Here is a 22,352-nt window from a genome sequence, read left to right as displayed (position 1 = left end):
AGTAATTTAGAAAAGTCCAGGAAGGATATCTTCTCTTACAAACAGATAATAAGAGTAAATAAGAAAGCCTAACAGATAAACCACTCCTTCAGCTCTGTCCAGTTTGTACTTATCAAGGGTAAACATGAAGATGAATAGCATTAATGTACCTAGCATCACAACATATAAATCTGTATTGAGAGTAGGAGTGAATACCAATGGAGCGTGAACGATTGACGTGGCACCTAAAACAAGTAGCAGGTTAAAAATATTTGACCCAACAATATTCCCTACAGCCAAATCGGATTTTTTGTGAAACGCAGCTACAGCCGATGTGGCTAATTCGGGAAGTGATGTGCCGGCTGCAAGGATGGTTAATCCAATCATTTTGTCACTCACATGATAAAATTTTGCAATTGTAACGGCATTCTCTACAATCAAATTCCCTCCAAAGACTAATCCTACAATTCCTAAAACGATCATGATAGTTGTTTTAAGACTGCCATAAAGTTCAATATCTTCTACTTCTGCTTCGGGATTTCTGCTCAAGTTCATAAAAATATAAACCAAGAACAGTACAAACATTACAAGTAAAATTATCCCGTCTGTGACATCAAGCATGTTGACCTCTGAATCAAAAAACAATGCGTCATTAACCAGGATAAAGAAAATGAATGTAGCTAATAACGAGTAGGGCACCTCTTTCCAAAGTGCATTCCTTTCTACTGTCAGTGGGTAGATGATGCTGGCGATACCTAAAATGAGAAAAATGTTGAAGATGTTCGATCCAATGATGTTACCGAACACTACTTCATTAGCACCGCTTCCTCCGTCTTGAACGGAACCTGAAATGATGTTTACCACAAGCTCAGGAGCTGAAGTTCCCATGGCCACAACGGTCAATCCGATTGCTATGTCAGAAACATTAAAACGCTTGGCTAAAGATGAGGCTCCGTTTACTAGGTAATCTGCTCCTTTAATTAGGAGAACAAAACCTACGATTACAAGCAAAAAATTTAGTAATACGTTACTCAATTCAGTTTTAGGTTAGATTGGTGACTCACACTTCGAACGACTATTTTAATTCATCCTTCTAATCTTCGCAAATTAACACTTTTGGTTTATTTAATCCAATAATTTGCCTTTTGATCACAAATTCAAGTCATTCAATAAGTTATGGATTTTTTCTTTCAATTTATCCTCAGTACCAAAATAGTCTCCATTTTCCAATTTGCTCATAACCGAAAAGTAAAATTTAATTTTCGGCTCTGTTCCTGATGGTCGGATACTTACTTTTGTTCCATCCTCAGTAAGGTATTGAAGTACATTCGATTTTGGAAAGCTGAGAGCTTCTTTTTTTCCTTCGCCTTTTATTTTGAATCCTTCCTGATAGTCAATCACTTCATTCACTTTAGAGTTTGCCAGGTGAGAAGGCGGATGTTCTCGAAAGTTGTTCATCATTTCCTTGATTTCATCAGCTCCTTTGAGTCCCTTTTTTGTAATGGATTTTAATTCTTCATAATAAAATCCGTACTCCTTATATATCTGAACTAAAAGTTGGAATACTGTAAGATTTTGACTCTTGGCCCAGGCCGCCATCTCAGCGATCATGACGCTACTAGCAACTGCATCTTTATCTCTTACACGTTCACCGATCATGTAGCCGTAGCTTTCTTCGCCACCTCCTATAAAAATTTCTTTTCCTTCTTTCTCTCGAATCATCGCAGCGATCCACTTGAAGCCAGTCAAAGTATCATAGCAATTTGTATCAAAACTTTTAGCGATATCTCTTATTAGTTCCGTGGTAACTATTGTCTTCCCTATGTATTCGTTTCCTTTGAGACCCTTCTCGTCCCATTTTTTGAGAAGATAATAGACGAGCATTGCTCCAGTCTGATTTCCGTTGAGAAGTTGAAACTCTCCTTTGGTGTTTTTCACTGCGATACCTACTCGATCAGCATCAGGATCTGTTGCCATCACAATATCAGCATCTATGGTTTCGGCTGCTTTCAAGGCCATAGACATGGCTTCTTTTTCTTCCGGGTTGGGATAAACTACTGTTGGAAAATCACCGTCTGGCGTTTCCTGTTCCTTTACAATATGAACGTTGTTGAAACCAATTTTTCCTAAAGCTCTTGGAACCATAGTTATTCCGGTCCCATGGATAGAGGAGAATACAATTTTTAGATCGCAAAATGACTTAACGACATCCGGTGCAAGAGATAAATCAGCAATCATGTCTAGATATGCCTCATCCATTTCATGACCTAGTGATTGAATCAAACCAACGTTTGCTTTAAAATTGATGTCATCGATGGATTTAATCTTTTTAACCTCATCAATAACGTTCTTGTCATGAGGTGGCACTAGTTGTCCTCCATCTGACCAGTAGGCTTTGTAGCCATTGTACTCTTTTGGATTATGAGAAGCAGTAAGCACAACACCTCCTTGACAACCCAAGTGACGAATCGCAAATGATAATTGTGGAGTTGGCCTTAGGTCTTCAAATAACAAGACAGTGATTCCATTTGCTGAGAATACATTTGCCGTGGTTTCAGCAAAGAACCGACTATTATTTCTGCTATCATGTGCTATTGCTACTTTAATATCTCCACTAAATTGATGTTTGAGATAATTTGAAAACCCTTGTGTAGCCATACCTACAGTGTACTTGTTCATTCGATTCGTACCGATTCCCATGATCCCTCTCAAACCACCCGTTCCAAACTCCAGGTCTACTTGAAACGATTCAGCAAGATCATCAGGATTATCTATCAATCGATTGATTTCCGCTTTGGAATTTTCATCCATATTGGCGGCCTCAAGCCATTGAAGTGCTTTGTTTTTTGCTTCCATTGCTATGCAAATCCTAGTTTTGTTTTCACTCTATTCAGAACTTCTTCAGCAACAACAGCAGCTTTCTCTTCCCCCTTTCGAAGTTGAGTTTCCAACTCGTCTAGATTATCCATGTAATAAGCATACTTTTCTCTTTCGGCACTAAATTTCTCCAGCAACAGTTCGAAGAGCTCCTGTTTTGCATGACCATATCCATAATTGCCACCTAGGTATTTTTTCCTCATATCAGCAGTCTGATCTTGGGTTGCCAAGAGTTTATAGATAGAAAACACATGACAGGTGTCTGGATTTTTAGGCTCTTCAAGTGGTGTGCTGTCAGTTACGATTTGCATAACATTCTTCCTTAATTTCTTCTCAGGTAAGAAAACATCTATGATGTTGCCATAACTTTTACTCATTTTCTGGCCGTCTGTACCGGGAATTGTCATTACCTGATCATCAATCAATGCTTCCGGAATCGTAAACACTTCTCCAAACTGATGATTAAAAGAGGTCGCCATATCTCTGGTCATTTCCAGATGCTGTTTTTGATCTTTTCCTACAGGGACAAAATTTGCATCATAAAGTAAGATGTCTGATGCCATAAGTACCGGGTAGTCAAAAAGCCCGGCGTTTACATCCGACAGGCGATCTGACTTATCTTTAAAGGAATGGGCATTGGCCAGCATCGGGAACGGTGTGAAGCAATTTAAATACCAAGTGAGCTCACAGCATGCAGGAACACGAGACTGCCTGTAAAAAGTATTTGAATTAGTGTCAAATCCGCAGGCTAACCACGCGGCAGCCACTGCGTTGGTGTTTTCTATGCGTAATTTTGAATCTTTAATAGTGGTAAGGGAGTGTAAATCAGCAATAAAAAAGAAAGATTCGTTTTCTTTGTCCTTAGATAATTCTATTGCTGGCATTATTGCACCTAATAGATTACCTAAATGCGGTTTGCCAGAACTCTGGATACCAGTTAGTATTCGCGCCATTAATTGAAAAATTTGTGCAAACCTATATAATTTGAAGCTTTGTCTTTCGTCTTAAAAAGAACCAAAATGAAATTAACAGTGAGACTTTTTTTATCAATTTCAACTCTCTTCGTTTTTATAACAACTATGGGGCAATCAAAGTTGGATTTTGAAAAATTGGATCATGACTTTGGAGAAATCAGAGAGGAAAATGGGCCTGCTGAATTTACTTTTGGTTTTGTCAATGTTGGAGAAGAGCCGATTCGAATCACTAGTGTAAAGGCCTCTTGTGGATGCACAACTCCAGGTTGGACAAGTGAGGAAGTTATGCCTGGAGATTCCGGTTATGTGAAGGCGAAATATAACCCAAGGAACCGTCCTGGAAAGTTCAGAAAATCACTAAGGATTACCACTACAGATGCATCTTCAAATAAAACTTTGTATATCTCTGGATATGTAAAGCCAAGACCCAAGACTCCTGAGCAAGAATACCCTGTCAATTTGGGTGTTTTTCGATTGAAGTATCGAGGTATGAATATGGGGAAAATTACAACTGAAAAAGTGGTTGAGAAGTCGTTCGATATTTACAATAGCTCTGACACGATAGTAACGCTCGACCCTTCGTTAATGACTTTGCCGGGTCATATTTCGGTGTCTTTGGTGCAGGATTTTTTAAATCCTCGTGAGATAGGGGAATTAAAGGTTGCGTATGACCCAATCAAGAAGAATGATTTTGGATATGTGAGTGATAACATTGAACTGGAGCCTGATTCCAAGGAAAACATTTCTGTCATCGCAGTGATTGATGAGTATTTTCCGGAAATGTCTGCAGAGGAATTGGATAATGCTCCGAAGCTAGAAATCACGGATAGGTCACATGATTTTGGATCTGTTGCAGCCGGCACTCAGCTTGAGATTGAATTTGAGCTTAAGAATACCGGCAAAGAGAAACTTCTATTCAGAAGCGTGAAATCAAACTGTGGTTGTATCACCTACGAACTAAAAAATAAAGGCATCAAAAAAGGCAAAAGCCAAACGCTTAAAGTCTTTTTTGATACCTCTGAAATGCGTGGAAACCAATACAAGTCGATTACTCTCTATTCAAACGACCCAGTTACACCCACACAAATTGTTACTATAAAAGGAAAAGTGGCGAAGTAGATTTTACTTCTCCCACTTATTATTTTCTCTATTTACATCTGCTAAATAGCCACTCTCATCAATCTCTATAGATTGGATGTTTTCAAGTGGTGCATCAACAGTAAACTGGTAAGATGGATGCGTCCATGACCAATCAGGAAGAATTACACGCTCAAGGTTTGTGTCATTTTCTTTTTCGCCTCTCATAATCACCAGAGGACTGTAAAAGATCTTTTTCGATCCATCTGTGAAGGTTACATAGACATCCATTGGCATTGGCATTTTCCCCTCTCTTTTGAGTGTAACAACCGTCTTACCTCCCTCAGCCGACACATCATCTATTGCGTAATCAATGGTGTGAATAGTATTAACCCAATAATCAAGGTACCAATCTAACTCAATGCCCGACTCCTTCTCAAATATCCGTATCCAGTCGTTGGCGTCAGGGTGTCTGAACCTCCATTGGTAATAATATTTTTTCAATGCGCTGGCGGTTGCCTCCTTTCCGATGAGATAATTCATTTGAGCAAGTGCAATGGCACCTTTGTAATAGGAACCTAAACCGTATGCAGCATTTGTTTCAAAATGGTCGGCATGAGTGCTAAGAGGCTCTTCTTTACCAGATTTGGTTAAATAGATATACGTTCTGTAATTACCATCCTGTGTTCTGTTGGAACCACTGAAAATATTGGACATAGTTTCTGCTGTTGCGTACGTAGTAAAGCCTTCATCCATCCAAGCATAGTAGCTTTCGTTGGTTGCTAAAAGTCCTTGATACCAGCTGTGTAGTGCTTCATGCACCGTAACACCAACCAGACTTTGAAGGTTTCTGTTTCCTGTAACAAGGGTGGCCATGGGATATTCCATACCTCCGTCACCACCTTGAATAACCGAATAGTGAGGATATGGGTATTCTCCGAAATTATCTTCAATAAAAGAAAAGGCTCTAACGGCTATCTCGGGTAATTGCTCCCACGCTTCAGTTTTCTCACTTTTTTGATAGAAGAAGTGCAATTCAGGTCCGCCTTCGACCATGGCGGTAGTATGTGTATAATCAGGATCGGCTGCCCAGACAAAGTCATGGACATTTTCAATTTCAAACTTCCATGTCAGTTTTTTGCCTTTTCTCTTTACTTTGACTCCCTCATCTTCATATCCGTAACCGATTTCATTACCGTTTTGAAGAATGCCTGTTGCAGCGACAATGTAATCCTTATCAATTGTAAGGTTTACTTTGAAATCACCCCAAGGTGCGTAAAATTCTCTTCCTACGTAGGGATGAGTGTGCCAGCCACGCTCATCATATTCTGCCATTTTCGGATACCATTGTGCCATGCTGTAATCAATTCCTTCAGCATTATCACGTCCACTTCTCCGAATTTGAATTGGGACCTGGCTTTGAAAATTCATATTTAAAACGGTTGCAGAGCCTGGAAGAATTGGTTCTGCTAACGTTACTTCTAGAAGTGTGCCTTCTACATTATATTTCACTGGGTTTCCGTCTTGGGTTAGCTCAAGTACTTTATGATACCCAATCTCAGAATCGTTCAACTTTGAAATGCGATCACCAACACGCCCATCGGGATCTTCTATTGTTCTACTTCTAGTATCCATCATGCTGTTTGGCTGGAAAGCGTTGAAATAAAGGTGATAGAACACACGTGTTAATGTATCCGGGCTATTATTGAAATAATTCAATGTTTGACTTCCGGTAAATTGGTGATTGTCCGTATTGAAGTCAATATCCATTGTATATTCAACTTGCTGCTGCCAGTATTCCTGCGAGTAGCTAAATGACACCAACACGACAAATAAAAGTGTGAAAAAGGCTTTCTTCATAAAATTATATTTCATAATCGAAAATTAGTTTAACATTTTATATCCAATGTGGTTTATTAATACGTATATTGATTTATCAATTAACCTAAGAGCATATGGAAAAAATTTTAGACTTCTTCCTTTTGATCATTTTCGCTTTTGGATCTGCTATCCTATTTACGTTTGCCGTAATGTGGAAGTTTATTCAAGCAATGTATCAGGTAATTACATCAAAATAATTATACGTCGACCTTGGCGTATTTTGCATTCTTCTCTATGAACTCTCTACGTGGTGCCACTTCGTCACCCATGAGCATTGAGAACAAATGATCTGCTTCGGCAGCTGACTCTATAGTCACCAGCTTAAGACTTCTATGCTCAGGATCCATTGTGGTTGTCCAGAGCTGATCGGGATTCATTTCTCCAAGTCCCTTATATCTCTGCACCCCGACAGAATCTTCTTTTCCTTCTGGAGCAACTTCTTTAATCACTCTTGCTCTATCATCTTCTGACCAGGCATACTTCTCAGTTTTACCTTTCTTTATCAAATAGAGAGGGGGAAGTGCGATATATAAATATCCACTCTCTATAAGTGGCCGCATGTATCTGAAGAAGAAGGTAAGAATAAGTGTACGAATGTGGCTTCCGTCAATATCAGCATCTGTCATAATGATGACTTTGTGATAGCGAAGCTTCTCCATATTGAGAGCCTTCTCATCCTCTTCTGTACCAAACGAGACACCTAATGCGGTGATCATATTTTTGATTTCATCATTGTCGTAGATTTTATGCTCTTGGGCTTTTTCTACGTTAAGAATTTTTCCTCTCAATGGAAGAATAGCCTGGAATTTCCTATCTCGTCCTTGTTTAGCAGATCCTCCAGCTGAATCTCCTTCCACCAAGTATAGTTCACATACAGAAGGATCCTTATCAGAACAATCAGCCAGTTTACCAGGAAGTCCAGTTCCGGATAGCACGTTTTTCCTTTGAACCATTTCACGGGCTTTTCGAGCTGCGTGTCTGGCTTGAGCTGCGACGATTACTTTGGATACAATTTGTTTTGCCTCTTTTGGGTGTTCTTCCAAATATTCATTTAGAATTTCGCTAACGCATGTATCTACAGCACCCATTACATCCGAGTTACCAAGCTTGGTCTTGGTTTGTCCCTCAAATTGAGGTTCAGCTACTTTTACAGAGATTACAGCAGTAAGCCCTTCGCGAAAATCATCTCCAGAAATGTCTACTTTCACTTTGTCAAGTAATCCTGACTTGTCTGCATAGCTTTTAAGTGTACGCGTTAATGCTCTTCTAAAACCTGAAACATGCGTGCCTCCCTCGATTGTATTAATGTTATTAACATAGGAAACTACATTTTCGGAGTAGGAGGTATTGTAACTGAGGGCAACCTCAACCGGAACAATACTCTTTTCACTTTCCATGTAGATAGGTGCCGGTATCAGATTTTCTCTAGTAGAATCAAGGTAGCCGACAAACTCAGCTAATCCACCCTCTGAGAGAAAGGTTTTCTTTAAGGGCTCTCCTGAATCATCTAGTTCACGGTGATCGATCATGTGAATAGTGATTCCAGCATTTAAGAAGGAAAGCTCTCTAAGTCTCGAAGCTATTGTCTCGTTATTGTACTTATTGGCACTGAAAATATCCATATCTGGTTGGAAATGGATAATCGTGCCGCTTATATCAGTCTTCCCGATTTCCTTTACCGGTTCTTGAGGAACACCAATTTTGTACTCTTGTTGGTAAATTTTACCGTTTCTATGAACAGTTGCTGTCAAGTGCGAGGAAAGTGCATTCACACAAGATACTCCAACTCCGTGTAGACCTCCTGAGACTTTGTAGGTATCCTTATCAAACTTACCACCTGCGTGAAGAACTGTCATTACAACTTCTAGTGCACTTCGGTTCTCTTTTTTATGAATGTCAGTAGGAATACCACGTCCATTATCGGTGACTGTTATTGACTCATCGGTATTGATCTCTACCGTGATGGTATCACAGTGACCAGCTAGCGCCTCATCGATTGAGTTATCTACTACCTCCCACACCATGTGATGAAGGCCTTTTACACCGATATCTCCGATGTACATTGCAGGGCGTTTTCTTACCGCTTCGAGACCTTCTAAAACCTGAATATTACTGGCAGAATAATCCCCTTTTTGTATTTGCTTATTTTCTTCCATGTGCAGTGATTAAAAAACAGGCATAAGAGCTTAAATGGCTTATTTTTAGCATTTTTCTGATTCGCTCTCTGTTGTTTAAAATGATGTCATTATCAATCTTCAAAAGTACGAAAAATATATCGATTTGGCGAGGTTTTTGATGGTAAAAATCGACCTTTAAAATTACTCAGTAACCAAACCTGTAATGCCATTTAGATTTAGCCTCTATCTTCTGTTTTTAAGCCCATTATTCAATGCAGTTTTTTGTCAGGAAACCAGTAGAAGTTTTGGTCAAAGTGAAACGGATAGTATCGCGTTAGAAAGGAGTAAAAACTATGAAGCTAGACTAAAATTCATTGAAAAAATGAGGCAAAGGAGAGAAAAGGATCCTGAAGGATTTGCTGATTCAATGGCCCAAATAAGGGAACAAAGGAGATTCGAAGAAGCTTCGCTTCGAATCGATGATTACAAGAAATCAAATCTATCCGATTTAAAGGAACTTGATCTTTCAGGGGCAAGACTTAATGAAATGCCAGATTGGATTTTTGATGCACAAAATCTTGAGGTACTGGTTTTGGATCAAAATCAAATTACAAAGCTGCCAAAACGATTAAAAGAGCTGGGTTCACTTAAACGAATCTATTGGAGATACAATGATCTAGCAGATGGTAAAGCTGTAGTGCCTAGGCTACCAGGCATTGAAAAAATTGACTTAACTGGTAATTCACTTTCAAATTTGCCTAAAGTGCATCGATTACGGGGGTTAAAAGAATTGGTTTTAGAAGACAATGCTTTTAGAAAACTTCCGGCGTGGCGAGGGCGGAGACTAAGAGAATTAAAGGAGCTGAATGTATCAAAAAATTCTATTAAGCTGGATAAGAGATGGTATGGGTTGATTGATCATATTGAGATACTAAAATTGAATAAGTGCCAAATTTCAGATATTCATCCATCCTTTTATAAAATGACTCATCTCAAAGAACTCCAAATTCAGATAAATGAATTGAAGTCTATTCCAGACGGTATTTCGAATTTGAAAGATCTTGAGAAGCTTTCCTTTTACAAAAATCAACTATCTCAATTGCCTAAAGACTTTTTTGATCTGAAACACCTAAGAATTTTCGACTTCTACTACAATGAATTTGAGAAGCTTCCGGCAGAAATTGGCAAACTCAGCAAATTGGAAATCTTGTATGCATCATTCAATAAACTTTATGATATACCGAGCGAAATCGCTCAATTATCGGAGTTGGAAGAGCTTTATATTCACCACAACCGCTTAAGTGAAATACCCGGCAATTTGGAAGCCCTTAACAGGCTAAAAATATTGCACTTTCAAAATAACTACATAGTGGAGTTTCCAGCTCAAATCTTGAAATTGAAAAACCTGAAAGACCTTGATATTTCTAATACGGATATCCAGTCAATCCCAATTGGGATTACAGATTTGAAGCTTAAGAACTTCTATTGGCGTAATTTGGATATTGAGCTTAATCGCTATCAATACAATGATTCGGCAGATGCCCTTAGGCAGCTTATTAATCAAGGAACCAACGTTGTTCCTAAGATCTCCATCGAGGAGTTCTCAAAATAATATGGAGATTTATCTTGAAAAATGAATTTTTGTACTTGAAAAAGTTCAATTTTGATGGATTAAAACCTACTCATGAACCAGCAGCTATCACTTCTGCTTACACTGATTTTTGCATTCAGCGTAAGTATAATAAGTGCACAAACAAGCACTCCACCAATACCTCAAGAAAAACAATTTACCTCTAGTGATGGAGTTTGGCTTGGGTTTTATACGAAGTATCACTTCAATGATAAGTGGGCTTACTACGGAGAATATCATGTTAGGAAAAGGAACGGCTTTTCGGATATGGCCCAAGTGTATCTTCGATTCGGAGCGACATACACAGTGAAGAAATATCTTGATGTCACGGTAGGGATTGTTCATCCATTTTACTGGGCTCCAAACCCAGAAGATTCCAATGTTGACAATGTTGTACCTCAATATCGCTTATGGCAACAGGCTGTGTTAGCAACCCCCTTCGAACATATAAAACTTTATCACCAACTTAGAATGGAGCAAAGATGGCGAAGAGATTACGCAAAAGGGTCTCCATTTAAGCTAACACATCGGTTCAGGTATAAAATGACTGTATACGTGCCTTTAAATAAGCCTGCGTTTGAAAATCATACCCTATTTCTGTCATTGTACAATGAGATTTTTATTCAAGCGGGAAAGTCAATTGTTTATAACCACCTGGAGGATAACAGAGCTTTTGCAGGCATAGGATATAATTTGAACGAGCAGTTTCAGATTCAGGGCGGCTATATGTTTAGTTTCCGGCACAAAGGATCTCCCTTTAATTATGAAAAACGACACATTTTCCGGTTGAGCTTATATCATCATATGGACCTTCACCTTAACAGGCATCGAGAGGATAGGGATATACCTATTCACTAATAAAGACCATTTCCAAGCATTACAAGTGTGCATGCATACTGGACATCTATGCCAATTGCTGAAGCCTTTTGAGCGAGAGATTCATTTTCAGCTCCAGGATTAAAAATGATTCTTTTCGGACTTAATGAGAGAATATAATCTTCCCACTCGCTTTGATTTTGCGGGCCGATATACATAGTCACCGTATCGACATCAGGTATTGCTGGTTTGCTCCTAAGGTCAAGAATTTCACTTCCAAATAACTCACCCTTTTTTATACCGATCGGTACAATTTCATGATTTTTTTTAGTTAGTCTTTCTGCTGCTAAATAAGCATATCTACTTGGGTTGAGTGTGGCGCCTAAGATGACAGTTTTTTTGCTCATTGAGTCTTGCTTTTACTTTTAGTGGTAGCAAATCCAATATTTAATCCTATGATTATTGGAAAATGTACCGAAGATTTAATCTCCTGATCAAAGTAATTGTCTAAGACCTGAATTGGTTCATATTGTTTGTCAAAAGATCGTGTAGAAACTCCAACACCTATAAAAGCATCTACTGTGAAACCTGAAGTTCCTACGTCTTTCATCCATCTGGAACCGACAAATATTCCATATCCGTAAGATGTTTCGACCAGATTGCCAAACCTTCTTGGAGTCTGAATAATCAATGTATCTGTATGATTTACCTGATTGTTGAGGTACTTAAAGTTCACTTCATGTCCAAAATAGAACATCCCGAACTTTGAATCAGTGTGGTAGAATTTTTGTCTAAAATGAACTTGAAGACCTCTTCTGTAAACTTTATAATCACCTATTTCACTGTCAGGTGTAAAAAATGGTGATCGAATTAAGTCGAGTTGCAATTCATATCCCAAACGTTCCTGAATGTAATACTCAATAGCAATCGGTAATTGATCATCAAGGAGCCAAAGCGGATTAGTTCCCACAATTACACCTTTGTATTCATTTACGCGTGGTAGAAAGTAACGTAACCCTCTTTTCTCAGGATGGTATGTAGGTTTTTCAAGAGTTTCTTTTGTTTCAAAGTCGCTTGTTACTCTGGTCTTGAAAATCGGTTCTTCATTTTCATAAATTGGATGATAGGTGCCAGCGGTTGATCCATCTGGATTATAGAGAGTCCATTCTCCAACACGTCTATCACCTTTTACCTGGCCTTTCATTTTGACGGTTCCGTCAGGATAGTACCCAATATAGTCGCCTTCATCATCCTTGAGAATAGCTTCGCCTTCAAGGTGACCAAGGTCGCTATAATAGTACCATTTGCCAGTTTTCTTGCCATTAATAATCTGTCCTTTAGATTTTTGATTACCGCTTGGGTAATATTCACTAAACTCACCATCACCCATTTCAAAAAGAGCCTCACCCAGCACCTCTCCGGTTGGATAAAATAACTTCCAATATCCATCTTTTTGATCGTTAGAAATCATGCCTGATTGGCTGAGTTTTCCATTTGCATGAAAGTACTTCCATTCTCCTTGGCGGGCTCCATCCTTGTAGATCCCTGAAGCAGCTTTTTCACCGTTTTTGTGATAGTAATTCCATTCTCCCGTGCGAAGACCATTTCTAAATTCACCGACAGCTTCTATTTCTCCAGACTCGAAGTAGTATATCCATTCACCTTCACTTTTATCATTGATATTTTGACCTTCCATTCTTCTGTCACCTGTGGGATAAAACTCAGTGTATTGACCTCTACCTTTTTTTATAATGGATTGAGCCTTAATTGATCCGTCTTCAAAGAAATAATTCCAAATTCCTTCTTTCTGATTCTTGTCATAATTGCCGCTACTTTTAACACCGTCGTTTTCATAGTAGAATTTCCAAAATCCTTCTTTTGAACTACCATTCAATTTTCCTTCAGATTTTATATTCCCATTCTCAAAGTAGTATTTCCAATTACCCTTAGGAATGCCTTTTTTAAACCTTCCTAGGGCCTTCTTTCTTCCATTTTCATAATAATAGTGCCACACACTATCAGGTCTGTTTTTGTTATACCACCCATAAGTTTTGAGCGATCCATTTAGGTAGAAAGCTTCATAAGTACCATCCAGAGTAGAGTCTCGGGTTGAGAAATGATAAACCTCCCTTACTTTGGAGCTATCAGAATCAAAGTAGCGTTTCCCTTGCTTTATCTGTGAAAATATTGGTCCGGATAGGCTTAAAATGACGATATAGACGCCAAATTTATGCATGAAGGCTTCCTAGAGCTTGTTTGAATTTCTGTCCCCATTCTTTCATTTCCTCCATCGTCCAAAACTCAGGGTAAAAAATGATTCTTTGACGTCTGGGTGGTAAATATTTTTGCCAATTGGTGCCACCTGATGCCTTTATCACATCAGGATCTCTTTGAAGGTATCGGGTAGCAGATTTCAAATGCTGAAGTGGCCAATCGACATTTGCTTTCAGATCAAGTTTTTTAAGCTCATGTACAATAGATTCATTGCCAGAGTAGTGGGCATGGTATTTTCTCAAAAGATTGCAACTTGCAGTTTGATGCCCCAGTTCAATGAATTCCTTACCATATTTTGCTTCGAATTGTCTCAATGTTAGGGTTTTCTTTCCGGTTGCTAATTCGGTTGCGCCGGCTTTCCAATAAAGAAACTCATACATTACTTCAAGGTTAGTTTCATCTTTAAGCTTTTCTCTTTTTTCAAGATTTAATAAGTTTTTGAAATCTGTCGAAAAGATTTCCAGTTTACGATATTGAGCGGATTGAAATCCACTTGCAGGCAGCAATGCCATTCTAAACGCAAGGAATTGATCCTGATCCATTCCATCTGTCATCACATCAAATGAATCAATAAGATGATCTAAATATCGATTAATGCGCTTTAATCTCTTTAGAAAAGTATCCTCACCAACTGGATCTGTAAATACAGCCTGCTCCAGTTCATTGAGAATCATTCTAAAATAAAGCTCTGTCACCTGATGATAAAGAATAAATATTTTTTCATCAGGAATAGCCGTTCGAGGCGATTGCAAACTCAGTAAAGTATCTAGATGAATGTAGTCCCAATAGGTTAGATAATCTGAATAGAGAAGGCCATCCAGGTAGCTAGATAGGTCTTGTCCCATAGCTTCATATTTCTCCCCTAGCTTGGTCAATTGTCTGTGAATGGTTTCGTCTATCTTCTTTTCCTCCATCGTAGTGTTGAGTTGTATTTTATGGTTGTAAATTTGGCCAAAATTTTAACAACAGATATAAAAAACCTCCCCGCTGATGAGTGCAGAAAAGCGAAACTTTGTAGATGAATTTGAATCTCCTGATTTTTATGCCTTGGATGATTTGTTAACTGATGAGCATAAACTGATCCGGTCTTCAGTAAGAGATTTTGTTAAGAAAGAAATCACACCTTTTATAGAAGGATGGGCAGAGAAGAATCATTTCCCGGAAGAAATAGTTAAAAAATTTGGTGAGGTTGGAGCATTCGGCCCTACTGTTCCAACAGAATATGGGGGAGGTGGTCTTGACTATATTTCCTATGGACTTATTATGCAGGAAGTAGAGCGCGGAGATTCTGGGATGAGGTCAACAGCGTCAGTTCAAGGATCTTTGGTGATGTACCCAATCTATGCCTACGGTTCGGAGGAACAACGAAAAAAGTATCTTCCTAAGCTTGCTTCAGGTGAAATGCTTGGATGCTTTGGATTGACAGAACCTAATCATGGGTCTAATCCAAGTGGCATGGAAACGAACTTCAAAGATATGGGTGACCATTATTTGCTGAATGGAGCCAAAATGTGGATCTCAAATTCACCTAAAGCGGATATCGCTGTTGTCTGGGCAAAAAATGAAGAAGGGAGAATTCATGGACTGATTGTCGAAAGAGGGATGGAAGGATTCACTACTCCGGAAACTCATGGTAAGTGGTCATTGAGAGCTTCATGTACAGGAGAGCTTGTATTTAGCGACGTTAAAGTTCCAAAAGAAAACCTTCTTCCTGAAAAAAATGGTTTAGGAGCTCCGATGGGATGTCTAGATAAAGCACGATACGGAATTGCCTGGGGTGCAATAGGAGCAGCAATGGATTGTTATGATTCTGCGAAAAGGTATTCTTTGGAGCGAATTCAGTTTGGAAAACCAATAGGTTCATTTCAGCTGATACAAAAGAAGTTAGCCGAAATGCTGACTGAGATCACCAAAGCCCAGCTGCTCAATTGGAAGCTTGGGAAAATGATGGAAGAAGGGAAAGCCAGTACCTCACAAATATCAATGGCCAAGAGAAATAGCGTAGAAGTTGCATTGAATATTGCAAGAGAGGCTAGACAGATTCATGGAGGTATGGGAATTACCGGTGAGTATCCAATGATGCGCCACATGATGAATCTGGAGTCAGTGGTGACCTATGAAGGAACACATGATATTCACCTTCTTATTCTAGGAGCAGAAATTACCGGTATTCCGGCATTTAAGTAATCAAACCTATAGATAGGTATTAGCCGCCTATTTCAGGCGGCTTTTTTATTTTATGGAGTAGCCGTCTGTGGTGAAGGCAAAGCCCTTGTTTCCATTCTGACCGATCATAACAGCCTGAACAATGGGCTCTACATCTTTGGCCTTAGCGCTAAGTTTCACAATAAAATTTGCTCCTGAACCTCCTGTATCATCTTCACGCTCAATCACATAATTAATTGTTGCCATGGGTCTTAGACTTATTTGATTTTCCACGTAACTCCTGACCAGGCTTCCATCTGTGTTGAAATAATCAATGGCTGAAATGAAAAGTGAATCGGTATAACTGGTATTTCTAATACTTAAGGTGGCAGCCAAAAGGCTATTTTGATTATTCGAATCAATGTAAATGTCAGAATAAATAGGAACATAGATCACATCAGTAAATTCTGTTTCTGATTTCTGGATGGGATCTGCGACTTCCAATGATGCCAGCTCATCAGTTCCTGATGCATCAGTATTTGGATCTGATGTAGTGCAAGAGATCATAATCACCGCAATGATTAAGCTAAACAAGTATTTTCTAAGCTTCATTCTAATATTCATATGATCGAATTTAAATGAAACCTAACACAAAGTGAGAATAGATGAACTTGTAAGAGAATTGAATTCTTTTAAAAAAGGTCCAGCGCTGACCAACTATGGATTGCACTGGACCAACCAACTATCCTTGGATAGATTCTTTGAAGTGAATGTTTATGGATTTTCCTCTCTTTCTTAACCAAGTACGATTCGAGATTAAACACTTTCTATGAAACGGTATGGGTCATACCGATTAAAGTTTTAAAAAATACCCAGAAGTGGGTAGCGTTATTAGTAATTTATTATCAAGTGATAAGATAAATACCATTTTTTGGGTATTTCATTTTGCTCATTGAGAAGGTACCTTGCCTCAAACAATTCACCCATCACCACATGAATTTTAATTTATTTTGGATTGCATCTATGATGATGTTTGTCATAGGCAAAAAAGCAACAATAAGCCGATCTCCTCAGATGGAGATGAAAAAAATAAAGGAAGCCAGAATCATTGCTCAAAAAGTAGATTTGAATGAATATTGGCCATTTCCCGAGACATTAAGTGAAGGTGATCCTTTCGTAATTGAATTAGAAGAAAAGCTTATGGATATGAGCAGAAGAAGCTTATAGATCAGTGGTGATTTTAAGCTTTTCTAGATGCCATTTCTTACAGTTCTTTTATCAAATTCCTAATCAGAACAACTAAGTCTTTTTCAGCCGCTTTTGCGGTAGCAATAATGTCTTCAATATCAACTGGTTTTAAGTTATCTGGGTCACATTCATCCGTAAGCACAGATACTGCTGAGACTGGTAAATTCATTTGATTTGCAGCAATTACCTCAGGAACGGTACTCATCCCAACCACGTCCGCACCTATCATTCGCAAGAATCGGTATTCAGCTTTGGTTTCAAGGCTTGGTCCTTCTACCGATACGTAAACACCTTTATTAAGCTTAATGTTATTATTTGAAGCAATAGAAAGTAGTTTATCATTCATCTCTCCATCATATGGATTACTCATATCTGTGAAAATTTGGCCAAATGCTGCAGCTTCACGACCTCTTAATGGATTATCAGGTTGCAAATTGATATGATCCACAATTAGCATTAAATCCCCCTTTTTCCAATCTAGGTTCATACATCCGCCAGCATTTGAAATAATAAGATTTTTTATGCCTAGTTGATGCATCACTCGAACCGGAAATACGACCTGTCCCATACTGTGACCTTCATAATAGTGAAATCTCCCTTGCATGGCGACAATTTTCTTTCCTTCCAGAGTTCCGTAAATAAGCTTCCCTTTGTGGAATTCTACCGTAGCAATTGGAAAGTGTGGAATGTTGGTGTAAACAAATTCTTGTTCAACCTGAATCTCCTCTGCAAGTGCCCCAAGTCCGGTGCCAAGGATGATCCCATACTCTGGATTGTCAAATCCTTTTTCTTTTAAAAAATTTACCGCTTCACTTACTTTTTCGATCATTTGCATATTTCTCTTCCTTTATTTTTTTAGCACCTATTTGCAATTAATATCTAAATTGACTTGAAATTATAACAGACTATCATCACAATGAAAAAAATTCTAATTGCCTACATGTTATTAGCAGTTTCTATCTGCTACTCTCAAGCACCGCTTACATCTACGAAAATGGAGATGTTTGGGGATCATATTTTCATTCAATTGAGTGTTGACGGATCAGAACCATTGGATTTTATTTTTGATACCGGAGATGGTTTGCCTGTTATTGATTTGGATATTGCCAAAGATTTAAAACTTGATTTAAATCACTCAGCCTCTAAAACAAGTGCGCAAGGCGCGATAAAAGGCGCATTAATTGATCATAATACCATCGAATTAAATGGCATTCAATTAGAAAAGGATATTCAATTATATGCTACAAGTTTGAGACACCTGGAAATGAGTATTGGAAGAAATATCGATGGAATTATTGGTTACGATTTATTGCATCACTATGTGGTAAGGTTGGATTATAACAGAGAGACTTTTGAGCTTTATGAACAGAGTTCCTACACGCATGATGGTTTTGGAGAAAGTTTTGAATTTAAACTGGATAACTACATTCCTCACATAGAAGGTGAGGTAACCCTAAATGATGGAGAAGTGCTGGAAGGTGATTTTTTCATCAATACTGGTGCAGGCACTACACTTGATTTCAATACCAGATTTGCAAAAAAGGAGGACATTATTAATCGTACGGGAGAACATTTCTCATACCCTGTAGCCGGCTTGGGAGCTACTGAGACTCAGCATTATGAGGGAAGAGTAAAGAATTTCGGATTTGGGACTTTCGATTTTGAAAAAATGCCCATTGGGATTAGCACGGCTAAGCACGGAATTCAAAACAATAAAAAAGTCGCTGGGATTATTGGAAACAAGGTCCTGAGAAGATTCAATATCACTTTTGACTATTCCAGAGAGAAAATTTATTTCGTCAAGAATAGTAGCTTTATTGATGCGTTCAAAGTAAATGCAAGTGGCATTTATCTTCAGATGAGTGAAGATATGAGCAAGGTTTTAGTGCACAGGATATACAGCAGCAGTCCAGCAAAAGTCGCCGGAATATTAAAAGATGCTGAAGTTTTAAAAGTGAATGGGAAAGACGTGGAGGAATATACTTTACCTGAGATTAGAAAAATTTTAGAGCAAGTAAATGAAAACGTAGAGTTGACGCTATGGCAAATGGGGGAAGAGAAGGTCTTTACATTAGACTTGAGTGCCCTGATTTAATGATTACTCAACACTATACAAAGCCTGCAGAATAATTTTGCAGGCTTTTTTTATTTCATCCTTCGTTATAATTAACGGTGGCGCAATCCTCATCGATTTATCATCAAACAAAAACCAATCAGTAACGACTCCTAAGTCAATCGCTTTATCAATCAATGGTTTTAGGTAATCATAAGACTCAAATTCAACAGCCATCATTAAGCCTTTGCTACGTACATCTCTTATTTTAGGATGCTTAAGAAGGTCATGAAAAAGCCTTTCTTTTTCCTCGACTTCATTTAACAATCCTTCCTTTTGAATGACCTGCAAAGTAGCGAGTGATGCAGCAGCCGAAACCGGATGTCCCCCAAACGTAGAAATGTGCCCCAGGACCGGGTTTTCTGTGAAAACATGCATCAATTCCTTACTTGAAATAAAACAGCCGATTGGCATGCCACCACCCATACCTTTTGCGCTTACAACCACATCAGGAATTACATCATAGTGTTCAAACGCCCAAAATTTTCCAGTCCTGCCAAATCCACACTGAATCTCATCTAAGATTAATAATGTGTCAGTTTCATCGCATTTCTTTCTCACAGCATTCCAGTAGGATTTAGAGGCATATCTAACTCCAGCTTCACCTTGAACTGTTTCAACTACAAATGCGGCTGTTTTATTTGTGATGGCATTAAGGTCATCAATTTCTCCAAATCGTACATGAGAAATACCTGGTAGCAGTGGACGATAATTACGCTTAAATGATTCACTTCCTGTCAGTGATAAGGCACCATGCGAGGATCCATGATAAGCATTTTCACAAGCGACGATATTTGACCTTCCAGTATACCTTTTTGCTAGCTTCATGGCTCCTTCAATAGCTTCACTGCCGGAGTTTACCAGGTAAACAGAGTTTAAATTTTTTGGTAACGTTTTGGATAATCCTTCTGCAAGTTTTACCTGCGGACTCTGAACGAATTCGCCATATACCATCACATGCAGATGTTTATCCACTTGTTCCTTTATGGCTTCAACGACTTTGGAATGTCTGTGACCAACGTTGGAAACTCCTATGCCTGAAATAAGATCGATGTATTCCTTTCCATCAATATCCTTCATATAAATACCTTCCGCTGAAACCATTTCCAGCATTAGTGGGGCGTCTGAGGTTTGAGCAAGGTGATTAAGGAAAAGCTGTCTCTGTGAAGGCATTTTACAAAGATGCAAGACAAAAAAAGCCGAGACAATTATCTCGGCTTCATTTTAAGATAAGTTCAAATTATTATCCTTTACGCTGAATGGCTTTTTTAGCCTTCGCAACAATATCATTAACACCAAGCCCATACTTATCTAGAAGATCCTCGGGTTTGCCACTTTCTCCAAATTGATCGTTTACAGCTACAAATTCTTGAGGCACAAGATTGTTTCTAACAATCGTTTGAGCGATACTTTCTCCCAAACCACCGGCGATTTGATGTTCCTCTGCTGACACAGCGCAACCAGTTTTTGAGATCGATTTAAGAATAGCCTCTTCATCTAGTGGCTTTATAGTATGGATATTAATTACCTCGGCTGAAATACCTTGTTCAGCAAGCAGTGCCTCCGCTTCAATCGCTTTCCAGACTAGGTGTCCGGTTGCAAAGATTGAAACGTCAGTGCCTTCAATCAAGGTTATGGCCTTGCCAATCTCAAATGGTTGATTTTCCATGAACATTGGCCATCCTGGTCTTCCAAAGCGGAGATATACTGGACCATGATGATCAGCAATTGCTAATGTGGCAGCTTTTGTTTGATAATAATCACATGGATTAATTACAGTGAAATTCGGAAGCATCTTAGTCATTCCAATGTCTTCGAGCACCTGGTGTGTTGCACCATCTTCACCTAAAGTCAGACCAGCGTGTGATGCACAAACCTTCACATTCTTTTCAGAGTATGCTATAGACTGTCTCAATTGGTCGTACACGCGGCTGGTGGAGAAATTTGCAAATGTTCCGGTAAAAGGTATTTTACCACCAGTAGCCAATCCCGCGGCTATTCCCATCATATTAGCTTCAGCTATGCCTACTTGAAAAAAGCGTTCTGGAAATTCCTTTTGGAAGGCATTCATCTTCAATGACCCAGTTAGGTCTGCACAGAGCCCAACGATATTTGGATTTTTTTGTGCTGCCTCCAAGAGGCCATCACCAAATCCAGATCTAGTGTCTTTCTTTTCTGTAAAGGTTATTTTTGTTTTCATAATGATTTGGCGGTTAGTAATCTCCTAATGTCTCTTCAAGTTGGCTAAGGGCATCGACAAGTTGCTCATCATTTGGAGCAACACCATGCCACTTATGAGTGCCTTCCATAAAGTCGACACCTTGCCCCATCTCTGTTGTCATTAAGATCATCACCGGTTGCTTATTTCCAGATTTTTCCTTTGCCTGCTGCAATGTTTTAATAAGGTCTTCCAAGTTGTTTCCATCGCATTCCAAAACCAACCACCCAAACGACTCATATTTAGCACGCAGATCCCCAAGTCCATTTACCTCAGCGATTGGACCGTCAATTTGTTGTCTATTATAATCTATGGTTGCAATTAGGTTGTCAACCCTGTTATGAGCAGCAAACATTGCCGCCTCCCAAACTTGACCCTCTTGCTGCTCCCCATCTCCCATAAGTACGTAAACCTTGCTTTCGTCACCATTTAGCTTTTTTGACAAAGCAACTCCGATAGCAACAGAAAGTCCTTGCCCTAGTGATCCGGAAGCGATCCTCACTCCTGGCAGGCCTTCTTCGGTCGCGGGGTGTCCTTGTAGCCTAGACCCAATTTTTCGAAAAGTTGAAAGTTCAGATACCTCGAAGAAACCAGACCGGGCTAGCGTGCTGTAGAATACCGGCGAGATATGTCCATTCGAAAGGAAGAATACATCTTCATTAGCGCCAGTCATATTAAAAGAAGAATCATACTTCATTACATGCTGGTAAAGAGCTACAAAATATTCGGTGCATCCCAGGGATCCTCCCGGATGACCGGAGTTAACGGCATGTACCATTCGAACAATATCACGTCTTACTTGCGAGCAAAACTTCTTGAGGTTGTCAAGGCTAGGAGGGTTTGTCATTGAGATCGGAATTTGTAAGTCTGCAAAACTATTGTTTTCAATGGGAATATTTTAAACCTCATCAAAAATCATCTTCCATGACATCTTTTTAAGTATGGGTTCTATCATGTGTACAAATGGTATACTCTAACCACTTTAATGGATTTTACACCTTTT

General features: G+C 38.9%; 20 protein-coding genes. 7 read left to right on the top strand and 13 right to left on the bottom strand.

Going from position 1 to position 22,352, the window contains the following annotated elements; translation table 11 throughout:
- Window positions 1-6: 6 nt before the first annotated feature.
- The 3 genes from ACL8WY_RS04865 to trpS all read right to left on the bottom strand — a co-directional run bounded on the left by ACL8WY_RS04865 (window position 7) and on the right by trpS (window position 3,809).
- Complete coding sequence (locus tag ACL8WY_RS04865; protein WP_436517301.1) at window positions 7-1,014, bottom strand: calcium/sodium antiporter; 1,008 nt, start codon at window positions 1,012-1,014, stop codon at window positions 7-9.
- Window positions 1,015-1,128: 114 nt separating this feature from the next.
- The gene (locus tag ACL8WY_RS04860; RefSeq protein WP_436517300.1) at window positions 1,129-2,835 is read right to left on the bottom strand and encodes a phospho-sugar mutase; all 1,707 of its coding nucleotides are present in this window, start codon (window positions 2,833-2,835) and stop codon (window positions 1,129-1,131) included.
- Window positions 2,836-2,837: 2 nt separating this feature from the next.
- On the bottom strand, window positions 2,838-3,809 hold the full coding sequence (gene trpS / locus ACL8WY_RS04855) for a tryptophan--tRNA ligase (protein WP_436517299.1): 972 nt from the start codon (window positions 3,807-3,809) through the stop codon (window positions 2,838-2,840).
- 66 nt (window positions 3,810-3,875) lie between these two features.
- On the opposite strand from trpS, the gene ACL8WY_RS04850 reads away from it, so the two are divergent.
- On the top strand, window positions 3,876-4,949 hold the full coding sequence (locus ACL8WY_RS04850) for a DUF1573 domain-containing protein (RefSeq protein ID WP_436517298.1): 1,074 nt from the start codon (window positions 3,876-3,878) through the stop codon (window positions 4,947-4,949).
- A gap of 3 nt (window positions 4,950-4,952) precedes the next feature.
- On the opposite strand, the gene ACL8WY_RS04845 is transcribed toward ACL8WY_RS04850, so the two are convergent.
- Entirely contained in the window at window positions 4,953-6,782 is a 1,830-nt protein-coding gene (locus ACL8WY_RS04845; RefSeq protein ID WP_436517297.1) for a M1 family metallopeptidase, read from the bottom strand.
- Window positions 6,783-6,862: 80 nt separating this feature from the next.
- Between ACL8WY_RS04845 and ACL8WY_RS04840 the strand changes: the two genes are divergently transcribed.
- Window positions 6,863-6,985 (top strand): hypothetical protein, encoded by a 123-nt coding sequence (locus ACL8WY_RS04840; protein ID WP_436517296.1) that lies wholly within the window; start codon window positions 6,863-6,865, stop codon window positions 6,983-6,985.
- Here ACL8WY_RS04840 and gyrB read toward each other — a convergent pair whose 3' ends face one another.
- On the bottom strand, window positions 6,986-8,944 hold the full coding sequence (gyrB, locus tag ACL8WY_RS04835; RefSeq protein WP_436517295.1) for a DNA topoisomerase (ATP-hydrolyzing) subunit B: 1,959 nt from the start codon (window positions 8,942-8,944) through the stop codon (window positions 6,986-6,988).
- Between the two features lie 343 nt (window positions 8,945-9,287).
- Here gyrB and ACL8WY_RS04830 point away from each other — a divergent pair, with 343 nt between their 5' ends.
- Together ACL8WY_RS04830 and ACL8WY_RS04825 are read left to right on the top strand one after the other, a co-directional pair.
- Entirely contained in the window at window positions 9,288-10,517 is a 1,230-nt protein-coding gene (locus ACL8WY_RS04830) for a leucine-rich repeat domain-containing protein (RefSeq protein WP_436517294.1), read from the top strand.
- Window positions 10,518-10,589: 72 nt separating this feature from the next.
- Entirely contained in the window at window positions 10,590-11,393 is an 804-nt protein-coding gene (locus tag ACL8WY_RS04825) for a DUF2490 domain-containing protein (protein ID WP_436517293.1), read from the top strand.
- Here ACL8WY_RS04825 and ACL8WY_RS04820 read toward each other — a convergent pair.
- From ACL8WY_RS04820 to ACL8WY_RS04810, 3 genes are read right to left on the bottom strand one after another with little or no spacing between them, the layout of a single operon-like run.
- Window positions 11,390-11,758, bottom strand: coding sequence for a CoA-binding protein (locus ACL8WY_RS04820; RefSeq protein ID WP_436517292.1), 369 nt, complete (start codon window positions 11,756-11,758; stop codon window positions 11,390-11,392). The genes ACL8WY_RS04825 and ACL8WY_RS04820 overlap by 4 nt on opposite strands.
- Entirely contained in the window at window positions 11,755-13,587 is a 1,833-nt protein-coding gene (locus ACL8WY_RS04815; protein ID WP_436517291.1) for a toxin-antitoxin system YwqK family antitoxin, read from the bottom strand. The genes ACL8WY_RS04820 and ACL8WY_RS04815 overlap by 4 nt, the downstream gene beginning before the upstream one ends.
- A complete protein-coding gene (locus ACL8WY_RS04810; RefSeq protein ID WP_436517290.1) occupies window positions 13,580-14,539 on the bottom strand; it encodes a tryptophan 2,3-dioxygenase family protein in 960 nt (319 codons plus the stop codon). Before ACL8WY_RS04810 ends, ACL8WY_RS04815 begins: the two co-directional genes overlap by 8 nt.
- Window positions 14,540-14,615: 76 nt before the next feature.
- Here ACL8WY_RS04810 and ACL8WY_RS04805 point away from each other — a divergent pair, with 76 nt between their 5' ends.
- Window positions 14,616-15,812, top strand: coding sequence for an acyl-CoA dehydrogenase family protein (locus tag ACL8WY_RS04805; RefSeq protein WP_436517289.1), 1,197 nt, complete (start codon window positions 14,616-14,618; stop codon window positions 15,810-15,812).
- 45 nt (window positions 15,813-15,857) lie between these two features.
- Here the strand turns inward: ACL8WY_RS04805 and ACL8WY_RS04800 are convergent, their stop codons facing one another.
- Window positions 15,858-16,394 (bottom strand): DUF3124 domain-containing protein, encoded by a 537-nt coding sequence (locus ACL8WY_RS04800; protein ID WP_436517288.1) that lies wholly within the window; start codon window positions 16,392-16,394, stop codon window positions 15,858-15,860.
- 369 nt (window positions 16,395-16,763) lie between these two features.
- Here ACL8WY_RS04800 and ACL8WY_RS04795 point away from each other — a divergent pair, with 369 nt between their 5' ends.
- Window positions 16,764-16,997, top strand: coding sequence for a hypothetical protein (locus ACL8WY_RS04795; protein WP_436517287.1), 234 nt, complete (start codon window positions 16,764-16,766; stop codon window positions 16,995-16,997).
- 37 nt (window positions 16,998-17,034) lie between these two features.
- Here the strand turns inward: ACL8WY_RS04795 and ACL8WY_RS04790 are convergent, their stop codons facing one another.
- Window positions 17,035-17,847: a purine-nucleoside phosphorylase gene (locus tag ACL8WY_RS04790; RefSeq protein ID WP_436517286.1), complete on the bottom strand. Its 813-nt coding sequence runs from the start codon at window positions 17,845-17,847 to the stop codon at window positions 17,035-17,037.
- Between the two features lie 87 nt (window positions 17,848-17,934).
- Between ACL8WY_RS04790 and ACL8WY_RS04785 the strand changes: the two genes are divergently transcribed.
- Window positions 17,935-19,113, top strand: coding sequence for an aspartyl protease family protein (locus tag ACL8WY_RS04785; RefSeq protein WP_436517285.1), 1,179 nt, complete (start codon window positions 17,935-17,937; stop codon window positions 19,111-19,113).
- Between the two features lie 3 nt (window positions 19,114-19,116).
- Here the strand turns inward: ACL8WY_RS04785 and ACL8WY_RS04780 are convergent, their stop codons facing one another.
- The 3 genes from ACL8WY_RS04780 to ACL8WY_RS04770 form a co-directional block, all read right to left on the bottom strand.
- Window positions 19,117-20,304, bottom strand: coding sequence for an aspartate aminotransferase family protein (locus ACL8WY_RS04780; protein WP_436517284.1), 1,188 nt, complete (start codon window positions 20,302-20,304; stop codon window positions 19,117-19,119).
- A 70-nt stretch (window positions 20,305-20,374) separates the two neighbouring features.
- The gene (locus ACL8WY_RS04775) at window positions 20,375-21,331 is read right to left on the bottom strand and encodes a transketolase family protein (protein ID WP_436517283.1); all 957 of its coding nucleotides are present in this window, start codon (window positions 21,329-21,331) and stop codon (window positions 20,375-20,377) included.
- A 13-nt stretch (window positions 21,332-21,344) separates the two neighbouring features.
- Window positions 21,345-22,196 carry a transketolase gene (locus tag ACL8WY_RS04770; RefSeq protein WP_436517282.1) on the bottom strand — a complete coding sequence of 284 codons (852 nt, stop codon included), beginning with the start codon at window positions 22,194-22,196 and terminating at the stop codon, window positions 21,345-21,347.
- Window positions 22,197-22,352: the final 156 nt, after the last annotated feature.

The sequence above is a fragment of the Ekhidna algicida genome, assembly GCF_051379705.1.
Classification (GTDB): Bacteria; Bacteroidota; Bacteroidia; order Cytophagales; family Cyclobacteriaceae; genus Ekhidna.
Note: the sequence above shows the minus strand (reverse complement) of the source record. Positions and strands in the feature narration are given on the sequence as shown.